The sequence below is a fragment of the Hydrogenophaga sp. FW305-3-2-15-A-LB1 genome (genome assembly GCF_058787875.1).
In genome coordinates, this window is record NZ_JBYTAE010000076.1 from 1 (window position 1) to 24,870 (window position 24,870).

At 68.1% G+C, this 24,870-nt stretch carries 28 protein-coding genes; 10 read left to right on the forward strand and 18 right to left on the reverse strand.

Going from position 1 to position 24,870, the window contains the following annotated elements:
- On the reverse strand, positions 1-882 hold an 882-nt coding region (locus tag AC3WPZ_RS21220), incomplete at its 3' end, for a fumarylacetoacetate hydrolase family protein (RefSeq protein WP_492441439.1).
- Between the two features lie 119 nt (positions 883-1,001).
- On the opposite strand from AC3WPZ_RS21220, the gene AC3WPZ_RS21225 reads away from it, so the two are divergent.
- From AC3WPZ_RS21225 to AC3WPZ_RS21235, 3 genes are all read left to right on the forward strand, one after another.
- Positions 1,002-1,679, forward strand: coding sequence for a GntR family transcriptional regulator (locus AC3WPZ_RS21225; protein WP_382322214.1), 678 nt, complete (start codon positions 1,002-1,004; stop codon positions 1,677-1,679).
- Between the two features lie 71 nt (positions 1,680-1,750).
- The gene (locus AC3WPZ_RS21230) at positions 1,751-2,686 is read left to right on the forward strand and encodes an aldo/keto reductase (protein WP_444687651.1); all 936 of its coding nucleotides are present in this window, start codon (positions 1,751-1,753) and stop codon (positions 2,684-2,686) included.
- 9 nt (positions 2,687-2,695) lie between these two features.
- Complete coding sequence (locus AC3WPZ_RS21235; protein ID WP_492441441.1) at positions 2,696-3,370, forward strand: DUF6064 family protein; 675 nt, start codon at positions 2,696-2,698, stop codon at positions 3,368-3,370.
- Here AC3WPZ_RS21235 and AC3WPZ_RS21240 read toward each other — a convergent pair.
- From AC3WPZ_RS21240 to AC3WPZ_RS21250, 3 genes are read right to left on the reverse strand one after another with little or no spacing between them, the layout of a single operon-like run.
- Positions 3,333-3,590 (reverse strand): VF530 family protein, encoded by a 258-nt coding sequence (locus tag AC3WPZ_RS21240; protein WP_382153304.1) that lies wholly within the window; start codon positions 3,588-3,590, stop codon positions 3,333-3,335. The two genes, AC3WPZ_RS21235 and AC3WPZ_RS21240, sit on opposite strands and share 38 nt — an antisense overlap.
- Positions 3,587-4,534, reverse strand: a complete 948-nt coding sequence (gshB, locus tag AC3WPZ_RS21245; protein ID WP_382322217.1) for a glutathione synthase — start codon at positions 4,532-4,534, stop codon at positions 3,587-3,589. Before gshB ends, AC3WPZ_RS21240 begins: the two co-directional genes overlap by 4 nt.
- Positions 4,535-4,546: 12 nt before the next feature.
- Entirely contained in the window at positions 4,547-5,749 is a 1,203-nt protein-coding gene (locus AC3WPZ_RS21250; RefSeq protein ID WP_382153297.1) for a benzoate/H(+) symporter BenE family transporter, read from the reverse strand.
- 160 nt (positions 5,750-5,909) lie between these two features.
- Between AC3WPZ_RS21250 and AC3WPZ_RS21255 the strand changes: the two genes are divergently transcribed.
- Both AC3WPZ_RS21255 and AC3WPZ_RS21260 read left to right on the forward strand, forming a co-directional pair.
- On the forward strand, positions 5,910-6,272 hold the full coding sequence (locus tag AC3WPZ_RS21255) for a type III secretion system chaperone family protein (RefSeq protein WP_382153294.1): 363 nt from the start codon (positions 5,910-5,912) through the stop codon (positions 6,270-6,272).
- A gap of 7 nt (positions 6,273-6,279) precedes the next feature.
- A complete protein-coding gene (locus AC3WPZ_RS21260) occupies positions 6,280-8,157 on the forward strand; it encodes a hypothetical protein (RefSeq protein ID WP_492441443.1) in 1,878 nt (625 codons plus the stop codon).
- A gap of 3 nt (positions 8,158-8,160) precedes the next feature.
- Here the strand turns inward: AC3WPZ_RS21260 and AC3WPZ_RS21265 are convergent, their stop codons facing one another.
- Together AC3WPZ_RS21265 and gshA are read right to left on the reverse strand one after the other, a co-directional pair.
- Positions 8,161-10,029: a potassium transporter Kup gene (locus AC3WPZ_RS21265; protein ID WP_444687655.1), complete on the reverse strand. Its 1,869-nt coding sequence runs from the start codon at positions 10,027-10,029 to the stop codon at positions 8,161-8,163.
- Positions 10,030-10,162: 133 nt separating this feature from the next.
- Complete coding sequence (gene gshA / locus AC3WPZ_RS21270) at positions 10,163-11,455, reverse strand: glutamate--cysteine ligase (protein WP_492441445.1); 1,293 nt, start codon at positions 11,453-11,455, stop codon at positions 10,163-10,165.
- Between the two features lie 118 nt (positions 11,456-11,573).
- On the opposite strand from gshA, the gene AC3WPZ_RS21275 reads away from it, so the two are divergent.
- Positions 11,574-11,861, forward strand: coding sequence for a hypothetical protein (locus AC3WPZ_RS21275; RefSeq protein WP_382322220.1), 288 nt, complete (start codon positions 11,574-11,576; stop codon positions 11,859-11,861).
- A gap of 3 nt (positions 11,862-11,864) precedes the next feature.
- Here the strand turns inward: AC3WPZ_RS21275 and AC3WPZ_RS21280 are convergent, their stop codons facing one another.
- From AC3WPZ_RS21280 to AC3WPZ_RS21315, 8 genes are all read right to left on the reverse strand, one after another.
- Entirely contained in the window at positions 11,865-12,536 is a 672-nt protein-coding gene (locus AC3WPZ_RS21280) for a hypothetical protein (protein ID WP_382322221.1), read from the reverse strand.
- Positions 12,537-12,603: 67 nt separating this feature from the next.
- The gene (locus AC3WPZ_RS21285) at positions 12,604-12,876 is read right to left on the reverse strand and encodes a DUF2277 domain-containing protein (protein ID WP_382322222.1); all 273 of its coding nucleotides are present in this window, start codon (positions 12,874-12,876) and stop codon (positions 12,604-12,606) included.
- A 26-nt stretch (positions 12,877-12,902) separates the two neighbouring features.
- Positions 12,903-13,403, reverse strand: a complete 501-nt coding sequence (locus AC3WPZ_RS21290) for a BON domain-containing protein (RefSeq protein ID WP_492441448.1) — start codon at positions 13,401-13,403, stop codon at positions 12,903-12,905.
- Between the two features lie 18 nt (positions 13,404-13,421).
- Positions 13,422-14,702, reverse strand: a complete 1,281-nt coding sequence (locus AC3WPZ_RS21295; protein WP_382153272.1) for a glutamate-5-semialdehyde dehydrogenase — start codon at positions 14,700-14,702, stop codon at positions 13,422-13,424.
- Between the two features lie 44 nt (positions 14,703-14,746).
- Entirely contained in the window at positions 14,747-15,058 is a 312-nt protein-coding gene (locus AC3WPZ_RS21300) for a single-stranded DNA-binding protein (protein WP_382153270.1), read from the reverse strand.
- Positions 15,055-15,534, reverse strand: a complete 480-nt coding sequence (locus AC3WPZ_RS21305; protein ID WP_382322225.1) for a hypothetical protein — start codon at positions 15,532-15,534, stop codon at positions 15,055-15,057. The genes AC3WPZ_RS21300 and AC3WPZ_RS21305 overlap by 4 nt, the downstream gene beginning before the upstream one ends.
- A 39-nt stretch (positions 15,535-15,573) precedes the next feature.
- The gene (locus AC3WPZ_RS21310) at positions 15,574-16,050 is read right to left on the reverse strand and encodes a CreA family protein (RefSeq protein WP_382322226.1); all 477 of its coding nucleotides are present in this window, start codon (positions 16,048-16,050) and stop codon (positions 15,574-15,576) included.
- 73 nt (positions 16,051-16,123) lie between these two features.
- The gene (locus tag AC3WPZ_RS21315) at positions 16,124-16,927 is read right to left on the reverse strand and encodes an IclR family transcriptional regulator (RefSeq protein ID WP_444687659.1); all 804 of its coding nucleotides are present in this window, start codon (positions 16,925-16,927) and stop codon (positions 16,124-16,126) included.
- A 116-nt stretch (positions 16,928-17,043) separates the two neighbouring features.
- Between AC3WPZ_RS21315 and AC3WPZ_RS21320 the strand changes: the two genes are divergently transcribed.
- Genes AC3WPZ_RS21320 through AC3WPZ_RS21330 form a run of 3 tightly spaced genes read left to right on the forward strand, consistent with a single transcriptional unit; the run spans position 17,044 to position 19,219 of the window.
- Positions 17,044-18,051 (forward strand): TRAP transporter substrate-binding protein, encoded by a 1,008-nt coding sequence (locus AC3WPZ_RS21320; RefSeq protein WP_382325765.1) that lies wholly within the window; start codon positions 17,044-17,046, stop codon positions 18,049-18,051.
- 5 nt (positions 18,052-18,056) lie between these two features.
- Entirely contained in the window at positions 18,057-18,506 is a 450-nt protein-coding gene (locus tag AC3WPZ_RS21325) for a type II 3-dehydroquinate dehydratase (RefSeq protein ID WP_382153253.1), read from the forward strand.
- Between the two features lie 29 nt (positions 18,507-18,535).
- The gene (locus AC3WPZ_RS21330) at positions 18,536-19,219 is read left to right on the forward strand and encodes a hypothetical protein (RefSeq protein WP_492441451.1); all 684 of its coding nucleotides are present in this window, start codon (positions 18,536-18,538) and stop codon (positions 19,217-19,219) included.
- A gap of 216 nt (positions 19,220-19,435) precedes the next feature.
- On the opposite strand, the gene AC3WPZ_RS21335 is transcribed toward AC3WPZ_RS21330, so the two are convergent.
- On the reverse strand, positions 19,436-21,082 hold the full coding sequence (locus AC3WPZ_RS21335; protein WP_492441453.1) for an alkaline phosphatase PhoX: 1,647 nt from the start codon (positions 21,080-21,082) through the stop codon (positions 19,436-19,438).
- 106 nt (positions 21,083-21,188) lie between these two features.
- Positions 21,189-22,079, reverse strand: coding sequence for a class I SAM-dependent methyltransferase (locus AC3WPZ_RS21340; protein ID WP_492441455.1), 891 nt, complete (start codon positions 22,077-22,079; stop codon positions 21,189-21,191).
- Positions 22,080-22,206: 127 nt separating this feature from the next.
- Here AC3WPZ_RS21340 and AC3WPZ_RS21345 point away from each other — a divergent pair, with 127 nt between their 5' ends.
- On the forward strand, positions 22,207-22,890 hold the full coding sequence (locus AC3WPZ_RS21345) for a winged helix-turn-helix transcriptional regulator (protein ID WP_382322230.1): 684 nt from the start codon (positions 22,207-22,209) through the stop codon (positions 22,888-22,890).
- An 8-nt stretch (positions 22,891-22,898) separates the two neighbouring features.
- On the opposite strand, the gene AC3WPZ_RS21350 is transcribed toward AC3WPZ_RS21345, so the two are convergent.
- Together AC3WPZ_RS21350 and AC3WPZ_RS21355 are read right to left on the reverse strand one after the other, a co-directional pair.
- A complete protein-coding gene (locus AC3WPZ_RS21350; RefSeq protein WP_492435689.1) occupies positions 22,899-24,422 on the reverse strand; it encodes a tripartite tricarboxylate transporter permease in 1,524 nt (507 codons plus the stop codon).
- 1 nt (position 24,423) lies between these two features.
- Positions 24,424-24,870: a tripartite tricarboxylate transporter TctB family protein gene (locus AC3WPZ_RS21355; protein WP_382322231.1), complete on the reverse strand. Its 447-nt coding sequence runs from the start codon at positions 24,868-24,870 to the stop codon at positions 24,424-24,426.

The window sequence follows — 24,870 nt, forward strand, 5'->3', positions numbered from 1 at the left end:
GTGGTGAGGGGTGGGCGCGGGCGCGCGCGCCTCGATGCGGTTGCGCAGCAGGCCGATGCGCTCGATCTCGACTTCGCAGACGTCGCCGGGCTGCATGTACAGGCGCGGCTCGCGGGCATGGCCGATGCCCGCGGGCGTGCCGGCCACGATCAGGTCGCCGGGCTCCAGGGTGATGGCCTCGCTGATGGTCACGATGAGCGAGGCCACGTCGAACACCATGTCGCTGGTGTTGGCCGACTGCACGGTCTGGCCGTTGAGGCGCGTTTCCAGCCGAAGGCCGCGCGCGCCGGGCGGCAGCTCGTCGGCCGTGACCAGCCAGGGGCCGAAGGCGCCGGTGCGGTCGAAGTTCTTGCCCATGGTCCACTGCGGCGTCTTGAACTGGTACTCGCGCACGCTGCCGTCGTTGAAGACCGAATAGGCCAGCACGTGCGAGAGCGCGTCCTCGTGGCGGATGCACGAGCCGCCGGTGCCGATCACCGCCACCAGCTCGCCTTCGAAGTCCAGCGAGTCCGACAGGCCCGCGTGCTCCAGCGGCGCGCCGTGCGGCACCACACTGGTGTTGAAGCGCGAGAACAGCGTGGGGTAGGCCGGCTGCTCGAAGCCGCTTTCTTCGGTGTGGTCGCGGTAGTTCAGGCCCACGCAGATGATCTTGCGCGGCTCGGCCACCGGGGCCAGGAAGCGCACGGTGGCGAGATCCACCGCCGGCTGGGCGCGCATCGCGGCGGCGGCGGCGTCCAGCGCCGGGCGGCCCGCGCGGATCGCGGCGTCCAGCGCGCCCGGGTAGGCGGCGGCGCCTTCGGTGGCGCCATGCCAGCCCCCGCTGGCCGGGTCCTGCACCGCCCAGCCTTCATGCCCGTCCCGCTGGAAACGCAACAACTTCATCGAATGCTCCTCTGTGTGTGAATGTGTCTGGGTCGGGACTCTATCACCGACGATGTATCTTTCAACAAATAATCTATTCTTTTCTCATTGGTACATTCCCTCATACAATCTCGCCTGCCATGACCACCCCCGCCGCCAAACTCACCCAGGCCGAGACCGTCTGCCAGCTCATCCGGGCGGAAATCCTGGAGGGCCGCCTGCTGCCGGGGGCCAAACTCAACATCAAGGCGCTGGAACAGCGGTTCGAGGTCAGCCTGGGCGCCATCCGCGAAGCCCTATCGCGCCTGGGGGCCGAGGGCATGGTGGTCGCCGAGTCCCACCGGGGCTACCGCGTGGCGCCGGTCAGCAGGGAAGAGCTGCTGGATCTCACGCGCACGCGTGTGGAGCTGGAATCGCTCTGCCTGAGCAAGGCCATGCAGCACGGCGACGTGGAGTGGGAGATCCGCATCGTCGCGGCGGCGCACCGCATGGAGCGGCTGCAGGACATCCCCTCGGACGAAGAGGCGCGCAAGGCGCCGGCCTGGAACCAGGCCCACGGCGCCTTCCACGAAGCGCTGGTGAGCGCCTGCCCCAGCGTGTGGCTGCTGCGCATGCGCGAACTGCTCTACGCGCAAAGCGAGCGCTACCGCCTGCTCTCGGTGCCGCTGGACACCGACCACCACCGCGACGTGAAGGCCGAACACAAGCGCCTGGTGGACGCGGTGCTCGCGCGCGACGAGCCCGCCGCGCTCAAGGCGCTGGAAGAACACTTCTTCGCCACCGTGCAGATCATCCTGCGCTCGCCCTTGCTGAAGTAAGCCGCGCGGGCCGGAACTTCCCGGCGGCGCGCCACGTCCCACCGGCTTTCACGCCCCAACGGGAGGCCACCATGTTTCCTCCGCCGTTCCGCGGCAACCGCCGCCAGTGGCTGGGCGCCGCGCTCGGCGCACCGCTGGCCGCGGCCTGGCCGGCCTGGGCCGCCAACCCGGCGGCACCGGGCCTGCTCACGCGCCGCATCCCGGCCAGCGGCGAGGCCCTGCCCGTCGTCGGCCTGGGCAGCTGGATCACCTTCAACGTGGGCAACGACCCGCAGGCGCGCGACGCCTGTGCCGAGGTGGTGCGCGCCTTCTTCGAGGCCGGTGGGCGGCTGATCGACAGCTCGCCCATGTACGGCTCCTCGCAACCCACCATCGGCCACGCGCTGGCGAAACTCCGGCACCCGGCCGCGCTGTTCTCGGCCGAGAAGGTGTGGGTGGGCGACGCGGCGCGCGGTGCCGCGCAGATGGAGGCCTCGCGGGCCTTCTGGGGCGTGCCGCGCTTCGACCTCATGCAGGTGCACAACCTGCTGGGCTGGGAAGGCCACCTGCCGCGCCTGTTCGAGATGAAGGCGCAAGGCCGCCTGCGCTACGTGGGCATCACCACCTCCGAAGGCCGGCGGCACACCGAACTCGAACGCGCCATGCGCACCCAGCCGATCGACTTCGTGCAGCTCAGCCTCAACCTGCTCGACCGGGAGGCCGAGCAGCGCCTGCTGCCGCTGGCGCAGGAGCGCGGCATCGCGGTGCTCGCGAACCGGCCCTTCCGCGAGGGCGCGCTGCTGCGCGACCTCGCGCGCCACAAGCTGCCGGGTTGGGCGGCGGAGATCGGCTGCGACGGCTGGGCGCAGGTGGCGCTGAAGTTCGTGGTCTCGCACCCGGGCGTGACTTGCGCGATCCCCGCCACCAGCCAGGTCGCGCACCTGCGGCAGAACATGGGCGCGGCGCGCGGCCTCCTGCCCGACGCGGCGCTGCGCGCGCGCATGGCGCGCGACGTGGCCGCGCTGTAGGGCCACGCCATGAGCGAATGGTGGACCTACCGGCCGGCGGATTTCCTGATGTTCGCGCCGCGCACCTACTGGCGGCTGTTCGAGCTGCAGAACGCCGCGTGGTGGCCGGCGCCCTGGGTCTTCAGCCTGTTGGCGATGGCGCTGGCGATCGGCCTGTGGCGCCGCCCTGCCCAGGCCGCGCGCGTGGGCCTCATCGGCGCGGCGCTCGCGTGGGCCTGGGTGGCCTGGAGCTTTCTCTGGTGGCGCTACACCCCGATCAACTGGGCCGCGAGTGCCTTCGCCATCGCCTTCGCGCTGCAGGCGCTGGGCCTGCTCGCGCTCGCTTGGCGCCGGCCCCGCGCCACCACCTCACCGGGCCGCCGCCGGCTCGGCCTGGGCCTGCTGCTGTGGGCGGTGGGGCCGCATCCCGCGCTGCCCCTGGTCTTCGGCCGCCCGTGGTCGCAGGCCGAGGTGATCGGCCTGGCGCCCGACCCCACGGCCATCGCGACGCTGGGCCTGCTGCTCTGCCTCGACGCCCACCCGCGCGCCCTGCCTTGGGCGCTGCGCGCCGGCGCGGTGGCCTGGCTGTTGCTCAGCGCGGCCACGCTGGCCACCCTGGGTTCGGCGCAGGCCGTGGTGCCACTGGCCGCCGCGCTGCTGGCGCTGGTCAGTCCCGGCCCGCGCGGCGCTGTTCGCGCAGCATGAACAGGTACAGCCCTTCCACCTTCTCGCGCGCCCACGGCGTCTTGCGCAGGAAGCGCAGGCTGGACGGGATGCTCGGGTCGATGTTGAAACAGCGCACCGGGATGCGCTCGCCCAGGCCGTCCCAGCCGTAGTGGTCCACCAGCGCGGTGAGGATCGCCTCCAGCGTGAGGCCGTGCAGCGGGTTGCGCGGCTGGGCCGAAGGCGCGGGGGTGTCGCTCATGCCAGCGCCGCCTCCAGCGCGTCGACGAACATCGCGGGCACGTCGAAACCGGTCTGCTGCTGGATCTCCTGGAAGCAGGTCGGGCTGGTGACGTTGATCTCGGTCACCTTGTCGCCGATCATGTCCAGCCCCACCAGCAGCAGGCCGCGCGCGGCCAGCGTGGGGGCGATGGCCTCGGCCACGGCGCGGTCGGTGTCGCTCAGCGGCTGGGCCACGCCCTTGCCGCCGGCCGCGAGGTTGCCCCGCACCTCGCTGCCCTGCGGAATGCGCGCGAGCACGAAGGGCGCGACCTGGCCACCGATCAGCAGCAGGCGCTTGTCGCCCAGCACGATCTCCGGCAGGTAGCGCTGCACCATCACGCTGGTGGCGCCGCCCTGGTTCAGCGTCTCGATGATGGAGCCCAGGTTCATGCCGTCGGGCCCGACGCGGAAGATGCCCATGCCGCCCATGCCGTCGAGCGGCTTGAGGATGATGTCCTTGTGCTCGGCGTGGAAGGCGCGGATGGCCTCGGGCCGGCGCGTCACCAGCGTGGCCGGCGCGAACCGCGCGAACTCCATCAGCGCGAGTTTTTCCGGGTGGTCGCGCAGCGCGCGCGGGCTGTTGAACACGCGCGCGCCTTCGCGCTCGGCCTGCTCCAGCAGGTGCGTGGCGTAGAAGAACTCGCTGTCGAACGGCGGGTCCTTGCGCATCAGCACGGCATCGAAGCTGTGCAACGGCTCGCGGCCTTCGCGCGTGGTGGTGAACCAGGCATCGGCGTCACCGGTGAGCGTGACGTGGCGCACCTGCGCCGTCACCGGCTGGCCGCTCTGCCACTGCAGGTGCTCGGGCTCGCAGGCCGCCAGCGTGTGGCCGCGCCGCTGCAGCTCGCGCATCATGGCGAAGGTGGTGTCCTTGTAAATCTTGAAGGCTTCGAGCGGGTCGGCGACGACGAGGATCTTTTTCATGGCGTTGTTCGTTCAGGGCTTTTTCGAGGTGAGTCCGTACTGTTGCACAAGCAGCGCGACGGCGCCGGCGACCACGCCCCAGAAGGCCGAGCCGATGCCGCCGATGACCACACCGCTGAGCGTGACGAGAAAGGTGATGAGCGCGGCCTCGCGGTGCGCGTCGTCCTTGAGCGCGGCGTGCAGGCCGCCACCGATGCTGCCCAGCAGCGCGATGCCGGCGATGGCCATGACCAGCTCGCGCGGGAAGGCGATGAGCAGGCCGGTGATGGCCGCGCCGAAGAGGCCGATCAGCACGTAGATGCCCCCGCACACCACGGCGGCGGTGTAGCGCTTCTTCGGGTCGGCGTGCGCTTCGGGGCCCATGCAGATGGCCGCGGTGATGGCGCTGAGGTTGAGCGCGAAGGCGCCGAAGGGCGCGAGCACCAGCGTGGCCGCGCCACTGAGCGTGATGATCTTCGAGATCGGCATGTCGTAACCCGCCGCGCGGATCGCGGCCACGCCCGGCAGGTTCTGCGAGGCCATGGTGACGACGAACAGCGGCAGCGCCAGGCTGGTGAACGCGGCCAGGCTGAAGACGGGCATGGTGAACACCGGCATGGCAAGTTCAAAGCTCACCGCGCCGCCATTGAACTGGCCCCGCGCCACCACGTAGGCGATGGCCACCGCCAGCGTGAGCGGCACCGCATAACGCGGCAGCAGGCGCCGGCCCAGCAGGTAGGCCAGCAGCATCAGCACCACCAGCGGCAGCGCGGTCTGCGCGGCGGCGAAGGCCTGCAGGCCGAAGCGCGCCAGCACGCCGGCCAGCAGGGCCGAGGCGATCGCCATCGGAATCTTGTTCATCACGCGCTCGAACCAGCCGGTGGCGCCCACCAGCACGATGAGCGCGGCGCTGATGAGGAAAGCCCCCACGGCATCGGCCATGGTGAAGCCGCCGGCCAGGCCCGCCGTGGCCAGCACCGCCGCGCCCGGCGTGCTCCAGGCGATCATGACGGGCTGGCGCAGCACCAGCGAGGGAATGGCCGAGCACAGGCCCATGCCCAGGCCGAGCGCCCACATCCAGGAGGTGATCTGCGCGGGGGTGGCGCCAAACGCCTGCGCGGCCTGGAAGACGATGGCCACCGAGCTGGTGAAGCCCACCAGCACGGCCACGAAGCCGGCCGTGGCGGCCGAGAGGTTGACGTCTCGAAAAAAGGAGGGGGACGCGGTGGAAGACATCGGGCGATTGTGCCGGGCGGCGGCACAACGCACGGGGGCCACCGGCAATGGCCCCGGAACCCTGCTCGGCGGGCGCCGACGGAACCGAACCGCCAGGCCCCGCACTACTTCCTGACGGGTCGCGCTCGAGACGGCCCGGCCGTTCAACCAGGACCCCGCCATGCGCTATGCCGCCTTGATGCACAAGCTCTTTGAGCAAACCCAGCTGGACAACTGGCAGGGCACCGCCCGGACCCCTCACTTCGAGGTGGACGGCACCATCGTCGGACTGATTCCCAAAGGCGATTCGGGTCTCGTCGTGTACGTCGACCTCGGCCATCAACCCGGCAATGAGATTCAACTGCTGGAGTACAACGCCCGCGCCAATGACGAGGTCTCGGGCTGCTTTGTGGTCGTGCCCAACTCGGGGAAGGTGGCGTACCGCTTCGACGTGCCCCTGGACGCGCTGGAACGCACCCCCTCCTTGCCGGCCTGGCTGCAGGCGCGCGTCAACCAGGCCCGCACCGCGCTGGCCAGCGCCTGAGCCCCTCATGAACCCCATCATCAGAAACGCCCTCGGCACCTGCCTCCCCGGCGTGGGCAGCGCATTCGTCAAGGTCCACGTCAAACCATTCGCCCAGCTGTTGTTCAGCGAGACGAGGCGCAACCCCGAGGGCGCGCTGTCGAAGACCGGCCACATCGCCTTCCGACTGAACGCCACGGAATTCACATCGCTCCAAAGCTTCCTGGGCCAGCCCGCAGACGCCGAACGCCCGGGGTCCATCGGCCATCAGCCCGACAACCACACGCCGGTGCGTCGCCGCGACACCATCCACACCGACATGGGTGGGAAAGACGTCGAATACGAGAACCTCACCTGGCTTGCGCTCCCCCGGTGGGCAGAACAGCGCTTCGACAACACCCCTCGGTCCACGGGCGTCGGTGAACTCACCCCCCAACACCTCGAAGCACTGGCGCGGGTCATCGGGGGTGAAGAATTCGGCCTCTACTCCCTGCGCGGTGACAAGCCCATCGACATGCTCAGCGCCGAAGACCTCCGCGCATTCCTGATCGACGGCAAAGCGCCCCGGCACGCCCCCAACTGCGTCGATTTCGTCAAGGCGGTCCTGGTGGCATGGGCCCGACTGGAGGGCTCACCCCGGGCCGTGATGCGTTTCGCCGCCTCACTGGCCGACTGCCGCTATCCCCAGGATGTCGGCGCGTTGGCCCAGGTGCATTTCGGGGCGGACGACAACGGTGCCATCCAGTTTCGACCCGGCAAGGGCGTGGCGGCCCCCGAACGACTCGACAACCAGCGCTTCCACGGCCAGTTCCTCGAAGCGTCCGGGCTGTCCAAGGAGGTCTTTGACAGGATGTGCGCCGACCTGGCGGCCAAGGGGCTGATCTTCGGCGAGGTCTTCGAGCACGACGAGACCTGGGGCACCACCTTCTTCAGCGGGCTCGGCAAGCGGCTGCGGGCGTGCCAGCCGCACCAAGGCGTGGCGGCCATCTGCTACCACCAGGACACCTACAAGGGTGGCATCACCCACGTCTCGCTGATGGCGTTCGCCCCGGATGGCGGCGCATCGGTCTGCCACCACGAGTCCATCAGGGTATCGGCCCAAGACCCTGTGAGCAACCTGATGCCGGGCATCGTCGGGGTGCCGTCCAACACCTACGACACCACGGACCTTCACCAGCGGGTGCTGGGCGACAAGGCCCGTGAGCTCACCACGTTGCCGATCCGGCATTCGTACGACCTCTCCGGCCCGCCCATGGTCCAGTTCGCCCACCTGAACAACTGGGCCGCCTTGCGCGAATTCAACGATCGCACCGCGCACGAGAGCTATGTGAACGCCCGGTCGCTCGCCTACGGCACCGATCCCGACCAGCATCTGCTGGAAAAAAAAGGCGCCTTCGGCCGCGGCCTGACGACCACCGTCTCCGTGCCGGGCCAACGCTTCCGACACGAACCCCTGATGCTGCCGCCCGGCGAGACCGAAACCTCCTCCGCGGGTGCCTGGACCAACAACTGCGCGGCCCACACCCTGCGCTGCCTGCAGGCCGGCGGCTGCACGGCCCTGCCGACATCGCGCGAGCCTGTGGGCGAGTGGCGGCTGAGTGAAGTCGCCGAGGTGCTTCTGAAGGCGGGCCTCATGCCGTGCACCGACCCGGAGGTCGCGCACATCATGGACGACGCCGGCTACAGATACGATCCCGACGAGGGTGTCGTCGTCGATGCCGGCTCGTTCCTGACCCTGGCGTACCACTGGTCCATGTCGCCCGTCGGCTCACCGGGCGTCTACCCACCCGATGTGCCGCGCAACGAGGTCCAGGACAAGGCCCTCGCCGAGGCCGTGCAGAAGAAGCGGCTGGACCGGCTGAGCAAGACCATCTCGGACCACCAGGCGTCCTTCCGGAAAATCTGACCCCTAGATCTCCACCTTCGAGCCCAGCTCGATCACCGCGTTGCTCGGCAGGTTCAGGAACTCGGCCGCCGCGCTCGCGTTGTGGTGCATCTGGGCGAACAGCTTCTCGCGCCAGGGCGCCATGCCACTGCCGATGGTGGGCACCACCACATCGCGCGAGAGGAAGTAGCTGGTGGTCATCGGGCCCATGTCGCAGCCGCGCCCGCGCATGGCCGACAGCGCCTCGGGCAGGTCCAGGTCGTTCTTGAAGCCGTAGTTCACCACCACCTGCCAGCAGTCGTGCCCCAGCGGCTCGATCTCCAGCCGCTTGTTCAGCCCGATCCAGGGCACTTCCTGGCTGCGCACGGTGACGAACAGGTTCTGCTCGTGCAGCACCTTGTTGTGCTTGAGGTTGTGCAACATGGCGTTGGGCACGGTGCCGATGTCGGCCGTGAGGAACACCGCCGTGCCCTCCACCCGCACGGGCGGTGCGATGAACAGCGCATCGAGGAAGCTGTTCAGCTCGATCGATTCGGCGTGCTGCGCCTCGGTCATGAGCGAGCGGCCGCGCTTCCAGGTCATCATGAGCGTGAACACCGCGCCGCCGATGAGCAGCGGGAACCAGCCGCCGGCGAACAGCTTGAGCAGGTTGGAGCTGAAGAAGGCGAGGTCCACCAGGAAGAAGAAGCCGGTGGCCAGCACGCACAGCCACAGCGGGTACTTCCAGCTGTAGCGCACCACGTAGAAGGTGAGCACCGTGGTGATGAGCATGTCCAGCGTGACCGCGATGCCATAGGCCGCCGCGAGGTTGCTGGACGACTTGAACATCACCACCGCCAGCACGATGGCGGTGAACAGGCTCCAGTTCACGAACGGCATGTAGATCTGGCCGGTGTGCTTCACGCTGGTGTGCTGGATCTTCAGGCGCGGCAGGTAACCGAGCTGGATCGCCTGCTTGGTCACGCTGAAGGCGCCGGTGATCAGGGCCTGCGAGGCGATCACCGTGGCCATGGTGGCCATGATCACCAGCGGCAGCAGCAGCCACTCGGGCGCCATGTTGAAGAACGGATTCTTCACGGCCGCCGGGTCGGCCAGCAGCAATGCGCCCTGGCCGAAGTAGTTCAGCGTGAGGCATGGCATGACGACGGAGAACCAGGCCAGGCGGATCGGGCGTTTGCCGAAGTGGCCGAGGTCGGCGTAGAGCGCCTCGGCGCCGGTGACGCACAGCACCACCGCGCCCAGGATGATGAAGCTGGTGCCGGGCTGCGCCCACATGAAGCGCAGCGCGTGCAACGGACTGAGCGCGCCCAGGATCTCGGGGTGCCCCACGATCTGCGACACGCCCAGCGCCGCGATGGTGAGGAACCAGGCCAGGGTGATCGGGCCGAAGAAGCGGCCGATGCCGCTGGTGCCGCGCTTCTGCACCGCGAACAGCGCGAACAGCACCAGCAGGGTGATGGGCACCACGTAGTGCTTGAAGTGCGGCGAGATCACCTCCAGGCCCTCAACGGCCGAGAGCACCGAGATCGCCGGCGTGATGACGCCGTCGCCATAGAACAGCGCGGTGCCGAAGATGCCGATGGCCAGCAGCGTCTGGCGCAGGGCGGGCCGCTCCTTCACCGCCATGGAGGCCAGCGCGAGCATCGCGATCAGGCCGCCTTCGCCGTTGTTGTCGGCGCGCAGCACCAGCACCACGTACTTGAGGGAGACGATGACCGTCAGCGTCCAGAACAGGATGGACAGGATGCCGTAGACGTTGGCGTGGGTGAAAGGCACGTGGCCGGAGCCGAAGACCTCCTTGACGGCGTACAGCACGCTGGTGCCGATGTCGCCGTACACCACGCCGATGGCGCCGAGGGTGAGCGCAGCCAGTGACGATTTGGAAGCGGACACAAAACAACCCCGGCCTGTTGGCACGGGGTTCGGTTGTCGAGGGAACGCGATTGTGCGCCCGCCGGCAGGGCCTTGTCTGCCGGCTCAGCGCTCTAAACGGCGGCGCCCGCGCCGAATGTTGCGCCGCAGCAACTCACTCGTAGACTTCGGCGTCCGGGTCGGTGGCTTCCAGCTCGTAGCTCGCCGCCAGCATGGCCAGGCGGCCGATCACGCCGTACATGTAGAAGCGGTTGGGCACGCTCGCGCCGGGCTTCTGGCCGGGCTGCGGCAGCTGCGCGCTCTGCTCGAAAGCCAGCGGCACGTAGCTGGAGCCGGGCGCGTTGAGGTTCTCGTCCACGCCGCGGTCGGCGTGCACGCGGTAGAAGCCGCCGACCACGTAGCGGTCCATCATGTAGACCACGGGCTCGGCCACCGCGCTGTTGATGCGCTCGTTGGTCAGCACGCCTTCCTGGATGATGACCTCGTGCACCTCCTGGCCGGCCTGGCCCACGGCCATGCGGGCCTTGGTCTTGGCCGAGAGGTTGTCGATGTCCTTGGCGTCGCGCACCGTCAGGATGCCCATGCCGCCCGTGCCGTTGTCGGCCTTGACCACCACGAACGGCTTTTCGTTGATGCCGTATTCCTTGTACTTGCGGCGGATCTTGCCCAGCAGCGCGTCGGTGTTGCTGCGCAGGCATTCCAGCCCGGCGTCCTCGTTGAAATCCACCTGCCCGCACTGGTTGAACATCGGGTTGATCAGCCAGTGGTCCATGCCCAGCAGCTTGCCGAAGCGCTTGGACACCTCTTCATAGGCCTTGAAGTGGTGGCTCTTGCGCCGCGTGCCCCAGCCGCCGTGCAACGGTGGCAGCAGGTACTGCTCGTGCAGGTCTTCCAGGATGCCCGGCACGCCCGCGCTCAGGTCGTTGTTGAGCAGAATGGTGCAGGGGTCGAAGTTCTTCAGGCCCAGGCGGCGCTTGCTGCGCAGCAGCGGCTCCAGCACCACCTTGTCGCCGCCGGGCAGCTCCATGGTGGTGGGGGCCTTGATGTCGTTGGAGAGCGAGCCCAGGCGCACATTGAGCCCGGCCATGTAGAAAATGCGCTGCAGCTGCGCCAGGTTGCTCAGGTAGAAGGTGTCGGTGGTGCTCTCGGGCACCAGCAGCAGGTTCTTGGCCTCGGGGCAGATCTTCTCGATCGCCGCCATCGCGGCCTGCACCGCCAGCGGCAGCATCTCGGGCGTGAGGTGGTTCCAGCCGCCGGGATACAGGTTCGTGTCCACCGGCGCCAGCTTGAACCCCGCGTTGCGCACGTCCACCGAGGTGTAGAACGGCGGCGTGTGCTCCATCCACTCGAGGCGGAACCAGCGCTCGATCACCGGGGTGGACTCGAGGATGCGCTGCTCGAGCTCGTTGATGGGGCCGGTCAGGGCGGTGACGAGGTGCGGGACCATAGGGGGAGGGGTATTGGCGGCTGGGGAGGCAACCAGTGTAATGGGGGCGCATGACGCCAATTTCAAGCCGGTTCCAGCGCCTGGAAGCGGCCCCACAACGGCCCGAGGGAGGGTTCCGATGACGATTTTCGCCCTGATGACCGCCCTGGCCGCCTGGTTCAGCGTGTGGCGGCCACCCGAGAGCACCGGCCTGCGGGTGCTGCTGATGGGGGTGTTCCTGCTGCTGGGCGCCCTGTTCGCCCTGGCCGGCGGCTTCGCCTACTGGTGGGACAGCGGCATGCGCCCGACCCGCGCCAGCCCCTGGCTGCTCATCTGGGGCCTGCTGACCCTGGCCTCCCAGGCCGGCAACCTGCTGCGCGCGGTGTTCGAAGGGGAAGGCGGGACGGACTGGCCGGGGCGGCGCTGAGGCTCAGTTTTTTTCCCAATAGGTCTGGGCATCATTCCGGCTCCAAGGCGGCAATACAGCCTTCTGGATTTCCACTCCGTCCAAAGCGGTAAAGGTCTTTTTGAAAAGAGCCACATCTCTCTCGTAGGCGTCCGTGATTTCAATATCGAAAGTCCCGGTCGAAGCCCCCGCAATCGCCTGATCAATCAATGGGATAACAGGGCCTGCACGGAATTCGTTGTCCCGTCGTTCGCGAATCACCGCATTGACCGCCCCAAGGTAGTGAGCGCCGGCGGTTGCCAAGGGCAGTTCGGAGTGCAAAGGCACGAAATAAGTGCCCAGTACGGGAAACGCAGCGCTCATGGCGTTGAGGCCACGAAGGGTGTACGCCGCACTATCGACCGTGAAACGCAATAGGTAGGTCACGCTTCCGTCTTCTGCAGGTGAGACGACACGGCCCTTGCCGTCCATCCGAAAGGCCACCTGCTCAGGTTTTGCCACGCCTCCACGCGCATCCAGAAGAACACCAAGCACATCTGGCTTCCACCTCGGCTTGTGTTCATTGTTCACGCGCACCGACATCAGATACAGCGGTTTCGAGGGATCAACTTTGGGGGCCCCCTCGGCCAGAGGCATGGGCAAGGAAGCACATGCCGTTGTCAGGGCCGCAAGCGTGGCCGCGAAGAAAATCTTCATCTTTTTTACTCAATTTTTGTTAAACAAGTTGATTATTTTAGACGAAAAGTTCTAATTAATTATCAAATCAGCCTGGTCCAAAACGCGCCAGCGAGCGCGCCTTCGCCCTGGCCGCCTCCACCTCGCGGTTGCGCGGCGCGGCCGTGGTGCGCAGCGAGGCCATGAGTTCGCGCGCCGTCGCGGCCACCTGCTCCACCGCGCGGTCGAACGCCGCTTCGTTGGCCTGCGACGGCACGTTGAAGCCGCTGAGCTTGCGCACGAACTGCAGCGAGGCGTCGCGGATCTCCAGCTCGGTCGCGGGCGGCTCGAAATTGAACAGGGTCTTGATGTTGCGGCACATGGTCTCTTCACTCCTGGTGAACGCCCTCAGGGGCGGTCGGCGGCGGTCCGGTAGGGCGGGCGCGCCGAGGGGTCGTGGCGGATGATCGCGCTGGCCTGCTGCACGTGCGGCAACGCCCGCGCAAAGGCCTCGGCCTGCGCCGCCACGGCCTGGCGCCGGGCACAGCCCTCGATGTACACCACACGCCCCTGCACCGTCACCCAGAGCGTGCTGGCGGCGGTGAACGCGGGGCGCCGTTTCAGGGCCTGCCGAAAGGCGGTGGCGATGTCCTGGTCGTAGGCGAAGGCGTTGGGGCGATCACAGGCTTTCGCGAGCCAGCAGGTCGTGCCCTTCTCGGCGCGCCGGTGCGTCTGGGCCAGCCGCTCGCGCTCGGTGATGAACGGCCCCGCCGGCCGGGGGCAATCGGGCACGGCGGCCGAGATCTGGAAGAACGGGTCGTTGAACCAGTTCTGCACCGCTTCGCCCGCCACGGCCCCACCCGCATGCGCCAGGGCCAGGAATGCCAGCAGGCGCACCGGGCGTTTCACGGCCGGTCTTTCAGGGCGTCAGCCCCGCACTTCGCCCTCGCCCAGCACCACGTACTTGAGCGAGGTCAGGCCCTCCACGCCCACCGGGCCACGGGCATGGAACTTGTCGGTGGAAATGCCGATTTCGGCGCCCAGGCCGAACTCGAAACCGTCGGCGAAGCGGGTGCTCGCATTCACCATGACGCTAGCCGAATCCACTTCGCGCAGGAAACGCTGGGCGTGCACGTGGTCGGTGGTGATGATGGCGTCGGTGTGGTGGCTGCTGTAGCGGTTGATGTGGGCGATGGCCTCGTCCACGCCCGCCACCAGCTTGATGCTGATGACCGGGGCGAGGTATTCCTCCGACCAGTCGGCCTCGGTCGCCTCCTTCAGGTTCGCGCCCGGCACCGCCGCCAGGATCGCCCGGCTCTCGGCGCAGGCCCGCATCTCCACGCCCTTGGCGGCGAAGATGGCGCCGATCTTCGGCAGGAAGTCGGCGGCCACGCCGCGCGCCACCAGCAGGCTTTCGGTGGCGTTGCAGGGGCTGTACTTCTGCGTCTTGGCGTTGTCGGTCACCTTCACCGCCAGCGCGATGTCGCAGGGCTCGTCCACGTAGGTGTGGCAGTTGCCGTCCAGGTGCTTGATGACCGGCACCTTGGCCTCGGCGCTGATGCGCTCGATCAGCCCCTTGCCACCGCGCGGGATGATCACGTCCACGTACTGCGGCATGGTGATGAGCTGGCCCACGGCGGCGCGGTCCGTTGTCGGCACCAGTTGCACCGCGTCGGCCGGCAGGCCGGCGTCCGTCAGCGCGCGCTGCACCAGCGCGGCCAGGGCGCGGTTGGATTCGATGGCCTCGGAGCCGCCGCGCAGGATGGCCGCGTTGCCGCTCTTGATCGACAGCGAGGCAGCCTCGATCGTCACGTTGGGCCGGCTCTCGTAGACCATGCCGAACACGCCGATGGGCACGCGCATCTGGCCCACGCGGATGCCGCTGGGCATCTGCTTCATGCCGCTGATGTCGCCAATGATGTCGGGCATGGCCGCGAGCTGCTCGCAGCCCTGGGCGCAGGTCTCGATGACCTTGGGCGTGAGCTTGAGCCGGTCCACCATGGGTTCGCTCAGGCCATTGGCGCGGGCGCGCTCCAGGTCCTTCGCGTTGTCCACCTGCAGCGCGTCCACGTTGGCGCGCAGCAGCGCGGCCAGGCCGCGCAGGGCCGCCAGCTTGGTGGCCGCGCTGGCCTTGGCCATGAGCGCCGAGGCCGCCTTGGCCTGCAGCCCCAGGGTGTTCATGAGTTCGGTGGTGTTGGTCGCGTTCATCCGGGCGATTTTCGCAGAGGCGCGCGCCCTTGGGGCAAGCGGGGTCAAGCCCCGGCGCCGGGCTGGTGCGCCGACAGCACGTGGGTGGCCACCATGTCCAGGCTGGGGCGAACGATGCCCTGCTTGTCCGTCCAGACCTTGGGCGTGAGCCCGCCCGAGAGGCTGAGCGACTCGCCGTCGCGCAGCGCCACCAGCGCCTGGCCCACCGCCTCGTCGAAAGCGATCACGTTGACGATGAATTCCTCGTCCGCCCGGTTGCGGGCCAGCACGCGGGCCACGATGTAGCCGCGCCCGGCCTTGTCCACGCGGCGGGAGGCCTCGCCCATCAGGCGCCCGGCGACCAGGCCGTCAATCATCGCGCGGGCCTCTCGAAACCGGCGGCGATCCAGGCCTGCGCGCTGTCCACGTTCAGCTTGAAGGTGGGCGGCACGGGCACGCAGGCCAGCTCGGCGTCGAACTCGTCGAGCGCGCGCAGCGTGGCGGTGGCGCCCTCCTCGTCGGGCACGATGGCCAGGGCGACGCGGATGCGCTGCCCGTCCACCGCCACGGTCACGTTCTTGTTCAGCTCCGCGTGCCGCTGCTGCTCGGAGCGGCGGATCACCTCTTTCGCGGTCTTCACCAGGGTGTTGAAGGCCGCGGTGTCCAGCGGCTTGGGGTTCTTCTTGTCGCGGCCCATGGTCCAGGGGCCGACCAGCGCCGGTTCGGCCCCGTTGTCCAGGTACATGGCGACGGCCCAGCCGTCATCGTCGTCGTTCTTGATGACGCGGGCGGTCCAGTGTTCGTCGCTCCAGACGCGGGCTTCGTGAATGGGTTCTTGGGTATCGGATGTCATGAAAGGCGATCGGTCAAGGGCCGAACAGGATAACGCCCTTCACTTCACCGGCATCGGCGTGGCGCGGTCCACCGCCACCACCGCCACCGAGTTCTGCGGCGAGCCTTCGATCACGCGGTCGGAGTACGTGAGGTAGACCAGCGAATGCCGCTTGGCGTCCACCATGCGCACGATGCGCAGCCGCTTGAAGATCAGGCTGGTGCGCTCGCTGAAGATCTCTTCCTGTTCCTTGATGGGCTTGGCGATGGCGATCGGGCCCACCTGCCGGCAGGCGATGGACGCCTCGGACTTGTCCTCGGCCAGGCCGAAGGCGCCTTTGAGGCCGCCCGTCTTGGCGCGCGAGATGTAGCAGGTGACACCCATCACGCCGGGGTCGTCGTAGGCCTCGACCACGATCTTGTGGTCGGGCCCGATGAACTTGAACACCGTGTCCACCGAGCCGATCTCTTCGGCATGGGTGGCGGTGGTAGCCGCGGCGGCGAACAGCAGGAGGCAAGGAGCGAGGAACTGGCGCATGGTGGGCTTTCCGGAAGGGTGGCGAATGCCCACACGGTAGCAGGCGCGGCAGGCCGGGCACACCCGACGGGACTCAACTGGCCTCGGTCTCGCGGACGCGGTAGCGCTCGAAGATGGGCGAAGAGGTGCTGGCCAACGCCAGCTCGGCAGAGATCGCCATCAGCGCCGGCCCGAGTTCCTGCATGCGCGATTCCGTCAAGCGGATCAGCGGGCCTGCGATCGTGATCACGCCGATGGCGGCTTCGCCCGGGCGCTGGATCGCAGCCGCCATGGCACTCATGCCGGGCGCGAACATTTCATTGATCGTGCTGTAGCCGCGACGGCGCGTGTCCTCAAGGATTTTCGCGAGCGCCTTCACAGTGTTGGGCGCCTTGGGCCCGAACTGTTCACGGCTGCCAAAGCCCTGGCGCGCCACGATCTCCAGCGCCTGGTTCTCGGGCAGGGTGGCCAGCCATGCATGGCCTGCCGAGCTGCACGACAGGCGCACATCGGTGCCCGTGTCCGGGTCGTAGCGCAGGCCCGCCTTGGCGCCCTGCGCCTTGGCAACGAAGGTCAGGCGTTCGCCGTCAACGATGGCCAGGCGCACAAGCTCGCCCGAGATCTCGGCCATGCGGTCGATCAGCGGCTGCGCGATGTCGACGATGCCGGACCCGCTCAGGTAGTTGAGACCCAGTGCGGCGAGCTTGGTGGTGAGCGCGTAGTCGCCGTGCTCGCGCATCTGGCGCACCCAGCCGCAACGCACAAGGTCGCTGAGCATGCGGTGGCATGCGCTGCGCGGGATGTTCAGGTCGTCCGCAATCGAGGCCAGAGGCTGGCCTTCGGGGCGCGCCGCGAGGTATTCAAGGGCGGCGAGGGATCGGTCGAGGTTGATGGCCATGGATTCCACTATTGCAACACATGCCAAAAATGGAATACGATTCCAAATGGAATAACATTCCCATCGACACTGTCAAATTCGATTCTGACGCCCTTTCAAGGAGAGCACACGTGAAAATCAAGGTATCGCTGGCCGCGCTGGCCGCCGCTCTTTCGTTGGGCCTGGCCAGCGGGGCGGCTGCGCAGGACATCCAGGAACGCACCATCAAGTTTGGCCATCTGAACAATGCGGGCCATCCCACCAGCCTGGGCGTGCGCAAGTTCGCCGAGATCGTCGCCGCCAAGACCGGCGGAAAGATCAAGGTGCAGGAGTTCGCGTCGTCCCAGCTCGGCAACGAGCTGCAGCAGCAAGCAGCCCTGCAAGGCGGCGTGCAGGAGATGCTGGTGGCATCGACCACCTCGCTCAATGGCATCGTCAAGGAATTTGGCCTGCTGGACTTCCCCTTCCTGTTCGCCAATGAGCGGCAGGCCGATGCGCTGGTGGACGGCCCGCTGGGCAAGATGCTCAGCGCCAAACTGCCGGAAAAGGGCCTGGTGGTGCTGGGCTTCTTCGATCTGGGGTTCCGCAACGTCACCAACAGCAAGCGGCCCATCACCAAGGGCGCTGATCTGGAAGGCCTGAAGCTGCGCGTGATCCCCAACCCGGTGTTCCTGGAAACCTTCAGGACATTCAAGGCCAACCCCCTGCCGATGCCGTTTGCCGAACTGTATGGCGCGCTCGACAGCAAAGCGGTCGACGGGCAGGAGAATCCCTTCGCGGTCATCGAGTCGAGCAAGTTCTACGAAGTGCAGAAGTACGTGAGCGGCACCAACCACGTCTACGCGACCAACCCCATCCAGATCAGCAAACGTTTCTGGGACCGCCTCTCGCCGGTGGAGCAGAAGATTCTTCAGGAAGCCGCCACCGAAGCCCAGAACTGGCAACGTGTCGTCAGCCGAGAGGTGTCAGGCAAAGCGCTGGGCGAGCTCAAGGCCAAAGGCATGATCTACAACGACATTCCAGCCGCCGAACTGGCCCGCATGCGGGCCGACGTCCGTCCCGTCTACGACAAGTTCTCCGCCGCGTACGACCCCGCGGTCGTCACGCTCTTCAGAGCCGAACTGGAGCGGGTCTCCAAGCTCTGAACCCCATGAAAATCCTTGTCCTGCACGGACCGAACCTGAACCTGTTCGGCCGGCGCGAACCCCATATCTACGGCACCACCACGCTCGCGGAGATCAACGACCGCCTGCGTGCGCTCGCGGTGGAACTGGAGGTCGAGCTTGAGATTCACCAGTCCAACCACGAAGGGGTGCTGGTGGACCGCTTTCACGACAACATCGATGTGGCGGCCGGCGCGCTGCTCAACCCCGCGGCACTCACCCAGCACGGCGTATCGCTGCACGACGCGATCAAGGCCATGCCATTTCCAGTGCTCGAGATCCACATGTCGAACATCGGCGCGCGCGAGCAGTGGCGACATCACTCGATCATCTCGCCCGCGGTGAAGGCAACGATCCAGGGCCTGGGCTGGCGCTCGTACACCGCGGGCCTGCGCGCGCTCGTCGAGCTGGTGCGCGAAGCGCGCGCCACCGCCTGACAGCGGGCACGGCGAAGCCAGGAAACACCATGGCGCTGCTGGGTCAAGGAGCCGTGGCCATGTGGTGGGACATTGCGCCCGCCTTCAGGGCCGAATTCGAGGACTGGCACACGCACGAGCACTTCCCGGAACGCATGGCGATACCGGGATTCCACCGCGGCTCGCGCTGGTCCGCTGCCGATGGCGGCGAAGGCTTCTTCGTGCTGTACGAACTCGAGGCTTATGAGACCCTGGCGTCACCTGGCTACCTGGGTCGACTCAATGCGCCCACCACCTGGTCCGCGAAGATGATGCCGCATCACCGCCACATGGTGCGCAGCCAGTGCCGTGTGCTCGAGAGCTTTGGCGGCGCGCTGTCGCGCCACGCGCTCACGGTGCGCCTTTCACCGAGCGAAGGTGCCGCCGAGCGGCTGCGCGATCACCTGCGCACGCAGGCCAACGCGTTCAGGTCACGCCCCGGCATCTCGGCCGGGCACCTGCTCGTCCACCAGGCACCCAAAATCGAGACCACGACAGAGCAGAAAATTCGCGGGGGACCGGACCCCGCAGCCGACTGGATCTTCATCGTCTGCGGCTACGACCTTGCGTCACTGCAGGCCCTGGCCGGCACGGAGCTGTCCGATGCGGTGCTTACCGGCGTGGGCGCAAAAATGGGCGCGGTGCGCGGTCTGTATGCACTGTCGCACACCAACACCGCCACCGACGTCGACTGAAGGAGGGGCGCTGTCAGGCAACGCCACCGCTTCAGCGCAGGCCGAAGAAACTCAGAATGACGCCAATGACGACGACCAGGCCCACGATGTAGATGATGGTGTTCATGAGGTGTGCTCCTTGTAGAGATACCCCATCGTAGGGAGCCTGGATCGTCTGGCGTGTCAGCCGCCGCGATGCCTCTTTGTAGGACGGCGCGCACGCCGCCCGCGCAGGCTTCAGAGGTTGCCCTTGGTCCACGGGCCCACGATGGCCACCGTGATGCCCGGCGTCTGCAGGTTGGCGAACAGGATGCGGCCGGTCGGGTCGAAGCAGGCGCCGCAGAACTCGTAGCCCCGGTAGTCCGCCGCGCCCACGGTCTTGCCGGCGGTGGCGATCTGGCCGGCGTCCAGGCTGAGGTTGTTCTTGCACAGGATGTAGGCCTCGCCCGCCGGATTCAGGCCCAGCAGGCGCGAGCCGGTGCCGAAGGCGTCGGTGGAACCGCCGCCGTCTTCGCACAGCACCACGCCGCCGCGCGGGCTCACCGTCACGTTGTCGGGGTTGTTGCCGGCGGTCTGGTGGCCGCTGACGAAAACCGCGCGCAGGCGCATGGTCGAGATCGTCAGCTCCCACACCGCGCCCTCGCCCTGGCCCACGCGGCCGTTGCCGTCGACACCGGCGGCGGTGTCCACGATGAACAGCTTGCCGCCCGAGTACCAGATGCCTTCGCCCCGGCTCATGCGCGCGCAGCCCTGGCTCAAGGCCTGGTAGGTCGGGCCGGCCGCGAAGCCGATGCTCACGCCACCGGGCTGGCCGACCACGACCACCGGGTCGGCGTCCGGGTCGGCGATGTCGACCCACTCCAGCTCGTACTCGTCGCCGATGTCGGGGTTCAGCAAGCCCTGGTCGTTGGCCTGGGCCAGCGTCGAAGGCCGCGCCTGGCGCACCAGGGTCTTGATGCGCGCGGCCTGCAGGCGCCCGCCGTGGTGCAGGCTACCGAGCTGACCCGAGGTGTCGTCCGGCACGTAGCGGAAGAAGGTCGCCACGTTGCGGTTGTCTTCGGTCTCGTAGACGTGGCCCGTGGCCGGGTCCACCGCGACCGCCTCGTGGATGAAGCGGCCCATGCCCACGATGGGCTGGGCGATCGACTCGGCCGCGTCGTCGGCCACCTCGAACACGTAGCCGTGCTTCTTGCCGCCGATGCCCGAGAAGTCGTAAATGGTTTCTTCGCAGGTGAGCCAGGTGCCCCAGGGCGTGGGGCCGCCCGCGCAGTTGCCCAGGGTGCCGCTGAGGGAGCCCACCGAGCCGGCCCATTGGCCGTCGCGGAACAGCAGGTTGCTGGTGCCGCCCGCGGGGTAGCCCACGAAGGGCGCGGGCGCGGGTGCGGCGGGGTTGGTCACGATGCCGCCCGCGCCGATGCGGATCGGCTGGCCGCCGTAGAACACGGTGATGATGCCGTTGACCTCGGTCGTGGCGTAGGCATGGGGCGCCTGGATGGCCTCGCCCGGCGTGGCCACCAGGCCGCGTTCGTGGTTGCGCACCAGCACCAGTTCGCTGCTGCGACCCACGCGGCGCGAAGTCACCACGGCCATGCCGTCGTGGTTGCCCGGGGTGGGGAAACCGTCGCTCATGGCGTCGCCCGTCCAGCCGTGGCTGCGGTAGCTGAAGCCGGCCGGCAACTGCAGCAGCGGCAGGCCGGTGGTCATGTCGTTCACCGGCGAGACCGGCCCATAGGGCGACACGGCGGAGACCGCCTGCTTGCCGGTGGCGGCGCGCGCGTTGCTCGCGTAGAGCGCGCCCATCAGGCCGGTGAAGCGCGTGGCGGCGATGGCGCCGGAGCCTTGCAGCAGGCGGCGGCGGACGGGGGAGAACGGGACGGAAGACATGGCATGACCTCGTGGGGTTGTGGGTTTGCCACCATCTTCCGCCGCGCTCATTGCCGTTCTGTCGCACACCGGCCCGAAGCGAATGGGCCGTTTGGTGCCCCCCGGATCAGCGCGTGCCCGCCCCCACCAGCATCTCGCAAGGGCCCACGAAACCACCCGCCTCGGTTTCGAAGCGGGCCAGGGCCTGCTCGATCTCCGTCCACGTGTCGGCGCGTTCGTCCTCGCTCAGGCCCGCCAGCATCTGGTGCAGGGCCCCGAAGGACTCGCGCTCGAACCGCACGCACTCGGCGGCCGTGGGAAGGTGCACGGGGGAATCGACCCTGCGCACCTCCACGTCCCGAAAACCCGCCTGCTCCAGCGTCTTCGCCAGCACGCCCTCAGCGCCCAGGGAGAACGGGCCCGGTTGCCCTGGCAGGGGCGGCGGCAGCTGCGCGCGGCGCCGGATGATGCCGACCGGCACGGCGAAGAAAGGGTTGCGCTCGGCGGTGGAATACACCACCGCGGCGAACCGCCCGCCCGGCTTCAAGGCATGGCGGATGCCGGCGAGCGCGCGTTGCTGGTCGGGGAAGTAGATCAGACCGACGCGCGAGACCGCCGCGTCGAAAGAGGCGCGAGGCAAAACGTCGTGGCGCTCACCATCGAGTTCCAGGGTGTCCACGTTCGACAGGCCGGCCTGCTCGGCCGCCGATTTCGCGTGGCGCAGGATCGCCGGGGAGATGTCGGTCGCCAGCACGTGGCCATTCGCGCCCACGCGGCGCGCGGCGACCAGGGTCTGTTCGCCCGCGCCCGCCGCCACGTCGAGCACGCGCGAACCGGGGCCGACGGCCGCCATGTCCAGCATGGCCTCGGTCGCCGGGCCCAGCCAGCGGGCCAGCAAGGGCGCCCATCGGTCCCAGGCTTCGGCGGCGTTCTCCCACTGCGCGCGCGTGGACTGGCGGAACTTCTCGGCATCGAAAACAGCCGGGGCGGCGGGGGAGGCAATGAGGGTCTCGGTCATGGCAGTGCTCCTTGAAAAGACCGGTGCGAGTTGCACGGTCGGTCTTCAAGTTAAGCCCGATGCCAGGCAGCCTCAAGTCCAGAATCTGGAGTAGGCAAGCCGGCGGCACACCGATAGACTGGCCCGCATGATCGACTACATGCAGTTCTGTACCGTCGCCCGAGGCGCCGAGGTATTGGGCGAGCTGTGGACACCCCTCGTGGTGCGCGAGCTGCTCTGCGGCAGCCACCGCTTCAACGACATTCACCGCGGCGTGCCGCGCATGTCGGCCACGCTGCTGACGCAGCGGCTGCGCAAGCTGGAAGAGATCGGCGTCGTCGAGCGGCGGCGCGTCGAGAAAAACTGGGAATACCACCTGACGCCCGCAGGCGAGGAACTGCGGCCGATCGTCGTCGGCATCGGCCATTGGGGCGCGCGCTGGATCGGCAGCCGGCTGCGGCACGAACAACTCGATGCAGGCTTCCTGATGTGGGACATTCGCCGCTTCGCGCGCCTGGAAGCGTTTCCCGACGGAGAACGCACCGTCGTTCACTTCCGGTTCAGCGATGCGCCGGCGGCCGAGCGGCAATGGTGGCTCGTGGTGGAGCACCACGAGGCCGACCTCTGCCGCGACGACCCGGGTCACGACGTGAGCGTGCTGGTCGACTCGACGGTGCGCGCACTCACCGAAATCTGGACCGGTGACAGCGACCCCGAACAGGCCATCCAGTCCGGGAGCCTCACGGTGCAAGGCGCGGGCCGCAACGGCCAGCGGCTCTGGCGCTGGTTGGGGCGCAGCATGTTCGCCCCGACGCGCATGGCGCAGCGCTGAAGGCGCGGTTACTTCCCGACCGGCGCGATGGCGCCGATCGGCGGCCTGCGCCGCGACCGCCACCGCATCAGCACCGGCAGCAACAGCATCAAACCGCCACTCAGCCAGAGCCCGATGGAAATCGGGCTGCCGACCAGGATGCCCGCATCGCCGTTGCTGATGGACAGCGCGCGGCGCAGGTTCTGCTCCATCAGGTCGCCCAGCACGAAGCCCAGGATCAAGGGCGCCATCGGCACGCCCTGCTTGCGCAACAGGTAGGCCGCGAAGCCGAGCCCCACCATGAGCATCAGGTCGAAGGTGGTGGCGTGCACCGCGTACACCCCCACGCTGCTGACGGCCAGGATGGACGGCACCAGGAACCAGTTGGGCACGCTGAGGATGCGGGTGAAGAAGCCCACCATGGGGATGTTCATCACCAGCAACATCACATTGGCCAGGAACAGCGAGGCGATCAGCCCCCACACCAGCGTGGGCTGCTGCGTGAACAGCGCCGGGCCCGGCGTGATGTTGTAGAGCGAGAGCGCGCCCATCATCACGGCCGTGGTGCCAGAGCCGGGGATGCCCAGCGTGAGCATGGGCACGAAGGAGCCGGTGGCGGCGGAGTTGTTGGCCGCCTCGGGCGCGGCCACGCCACGGATGTCGCCCTGGCCGAAGGTGCCCTCCTTGTCGGTCAGCCGTTTCTCCATCGAATAAGCCATGGCGCTGGCGATGGTGGCGCCCGCACCGGGCAGCACGCCCACCACGAAGCCCAGCACGCTGGAGCGGACCGTGCCCCACCAGGTGGCCGCCATCTCGCGCAGGTTGAACAGCATGCGGCCGGTCTGGGTGATGACACCCGTGCTGCTGTGGTGCTCCTGCAGCATGAGCAGGATCTCGCTGATGGAGAACACCCCGATCACGACCACGACGAACTGGATGCCGTCGGAGAGGTGGATGTCGCCACCCGTGAAGCGGTACACGCCGGAGTTCGAGTCCAGCCCCACGCAGGACATGGCCAGGCCGATCATCGCGGCCACGCCGGCCTTCACGGGCGCATCGCCCATCAGCCCCGCGATGCAGGCGAACGCGAAACACATGAGCGCGAAATACTCCGCCGGGCCGAACGACAGCGCCCACTGCGCCAGCAGCGGCGCCAGCAGCACGATGCCCACCGTGGCCAGCAAGGAGCCCACGAACGAGCTCCAGGCCGAGATCGACAGCGCCACGCCACCCAAACCCTGGCGCGCCATCGGGTAGCCATCGAGCGCCGTCATGATGGCGCCCGCGTCGCCCGGCACGTTGAGCAGGATGGAGGAAATGCGCCCGCCGTACTCGCAGCCGATGTAGACCGCCGCCAGCAGGATCAGCGAGGTCTCGGGCGGCAGCTTCATCGCGAAGGCCAGCGGCATGAGGATGGCCACGCCGTTGATGGGCCCCAGGCCGGGCAACAGCCCGACGATGGTGCCGATGAACGAACCCAGCGCGGCGATGACCAGGTTGACGGGGCTGAACGCCACGCCGAAACCTTCCATCAGGTGTTTGAGCACATCCATCTCACAGACCTCCCAGCCACGCGGCCAGCGGGCCGACGGGCAGCACCACGTCGAGCACCTTGTCGAACAACAGGTACAGCACCAGCCCCAGCGCCGCACCGCCCGCCAGCGCCTTGCGCCAGCTGCCGCCAAACGCCATGCCCACCGGCACCGTCATGAGCGCCGTGGCCAGCGCGAAACCCAGCGCCTGGAACAGCGCGGCATACGCCAGGATCGCGCCCGCGCACCACAGCGTGGGCACCCAGGGCACGCCCTTGAAGGTCTCCGCCCCCTGCGTGGGGCGGAACATCAGCCACAGCCCCGACAGACCCAGCCCCACGGCCAGCAGCAAGGGGAAGGCGCGCGGGCCCAAAGGCTCGTAGGAAAAAGCGGCGGTGTAGTCGTGCGCCGCCGCGGCCATGGCCACGGACGCGAGGGCACACGCCGCGCCAAGTGCTCGATCGCTCAT

What these genes read in the sequence shown, in the direction of transcription:
- AC3WPZ_RS21330 (WP_492441451.1), top strand. Translation starts at nt 18,536, where the DNA reads ATGGCGCTGCTGGGTCAAGGAGCCGTGGCCATGTGGTGGGACATTGCG.
- AC3WPZ_RS21305 (WP_382322225.1), bottom strand. Translation starts at nt 15,534, where the DNA reads ATGACATCCGATACCCAAGAACCCATTCACGAAGCCCGCGTCTGGAGC.
- AC3WPZ_RS21310 (WP_382322226.1), bottom strand. Translation starts at nt 16,050, where the DNA reads ATGCGCCAGTTCCTCGCTCCTTGCCTCCTGCTGTTCGCCGCCGCGGCT.
- AC3WPZ_RS21315 (WP_444687659.1), bottom strand. Translation starts at nt 16,927, where the DNA reads ATGGCCATCAACCTCGACCGATCCCTCGCCGCCCTTGAATACCTCGCG.
- AC3WPZ_RS21280 (WP_382322221.1), bottom strand. Translation starts at nt 12,536, where the DNA reads ATGAAGATTTTCTTCGCGGCCACGCTTGCGGCCCTGACAACGGCATGT.
- AC3WPZ_RS21355 (WP_382322231.1), bottom strand. Translation starts at nt 24,870, where the DNA reads ATGAGCGATCGAGCACTTGGCGCGGCGTGTGCCCTCGCGTCCGTGGCC.
- AC3WPZ_RS21300 (WP_382153270.1), bottom strand. Translation starts at nt 15,058, where the DNA reads ATGATTGACGGCCTGGTCGCCGGGCGCCTGATGGGCGAGGCCTCCCGC.
- AC3WPZ_RS21255 (WP_382153294.1), top strand. Translation starts at nt 5,910, where the DNA reads ATGCGCTATGCCGCCTTGATGCACAAGCTCTTTGAGCAAACCCAGCTG.
- AC3WPZ_RS21350 (WP_492435689.1), bottom strand. Translation starts at nt 24,422, where the DNA reads ATGGATGTGCTCAAACACCTGATGGAAGGTTTCGGCGTGGCGTTCAGC.
- AC3WPZ_RS21235 (WP_492441441.1), top strand. Translation starts at nt 2,696, where the DNA reads ATGAGCGAATGGTGGACCTACCGGCCGGCGGATTTCCTGATGTTCGCG.
- gshA (WP_492441445.1), bottom strand. Translation starts at nt 11,455, where the DNA reads ATGGTCCCGCACCTCGTCACCGCCCTGACCGGCCCCATCAACGAGCTC.
- AC3WPZ_RS21325 (WP_382153253.1), top strand. Translation starts at nt 18,057, where the DNA reads ATGAAAATCCTTGTCCTGCACGGACCGAACCTGAACCTGTTCGGCCGG.
- gshB (WP_382322217.1), bottom strand. Translation starts at nt 4,534, where the DNA reads ATGAAAAAGATCCTCGTCGTCGCCGACCCGCTCGAAGCCTTCAAGATT.
- AC3WPZ_RS21285 (WP_382322222.1), bottom strand. Translation starts at nt 12,876, where the DNA reads ATGTGCCGCAACATCAAGACCCTGTTCAATTTCGAGCCGCCCGCGACC.
- AC3WPZ_RS21260 (WP_492441443.1), top strand. Translation starts at nt 6,280, where the DNA reads ATGAACCCCATCATCAGAAACGCCCTCGGCACCTGCCTCCCCGGCGTG.
- AC3WPZ_RS21225 (WP_382322214.1), top strand. Translation starts at nt 1,002, where the DNA reads ATGACCACCCCCGCCGCCAAACTCACCCAGGCCGAGACCGTCTGCCAG.
- AC3WPZ_RS21345 (WP_382322230.1), top strand. Translation starts at nt 22,207, where the DNA reads ATGATCGACTACATGCAGTTCTGTACCGTCGCCCGAGGCGCCGAGGTA.
- AC3WPZ_RS21295 (WP_382153272.1), bottom strand. Translation starts at nt 14,702, where the DNA reads ATGAACGCGACCAACACCACCGAACTCATGAACACCCTGGGGCTGCAG.
- AC3WPZ_RS21240 (WP_382153304.1), bottom strand. Translation starts at nt 3,590, where the DNA reads ATGAGCGACACCCCCGCGCCTTCGGCCCAGCCGCGCAACCCGCTGCAC.
- AC3WPZ_RS21275 (WP_382322220.1), top strand. Translation starts at nt 11,574, where the DNA reads ATGACGATTTTCGCCCTGATGACCGCCCTGGCCGCCTGGTTCAGCGTG.
- AC3WPZ_RS21230 (WP_444687651.1), top strand. Translation starts at nt 1,751, where the DNA reads ATGTTTCCTCCGCCGTTCCGCGGCAACCGCCGCCAGTGGCTGGGCGCC.
- AC3WPZ_RS21250 (WP_382153297.1), bottom strand. Translation starts at nt 5,749, where the DNA reads ATGTCTTCCACCGCGTCCCCCTCCTTTTTTCGAGACGTCAACCTCTCG.
- AC3WPZ_RS21335 (WP_492441453.1), bottom strand. Translation starts at nt 21,082, where the DNA reads ATGTCTTCCGTCCCGTTCTCCCCCGTCCGCCGCCGCCTGCTGCAAGGC.
- AC3WPZ_RS21340 (WP_492441455.1), bottom strand. Translation starts at nt 22,079, where the DNA reads ATGACCGAGACCCTCATTGCCTCCCCCGCCGCCCCGGCTGTTTTCGAT.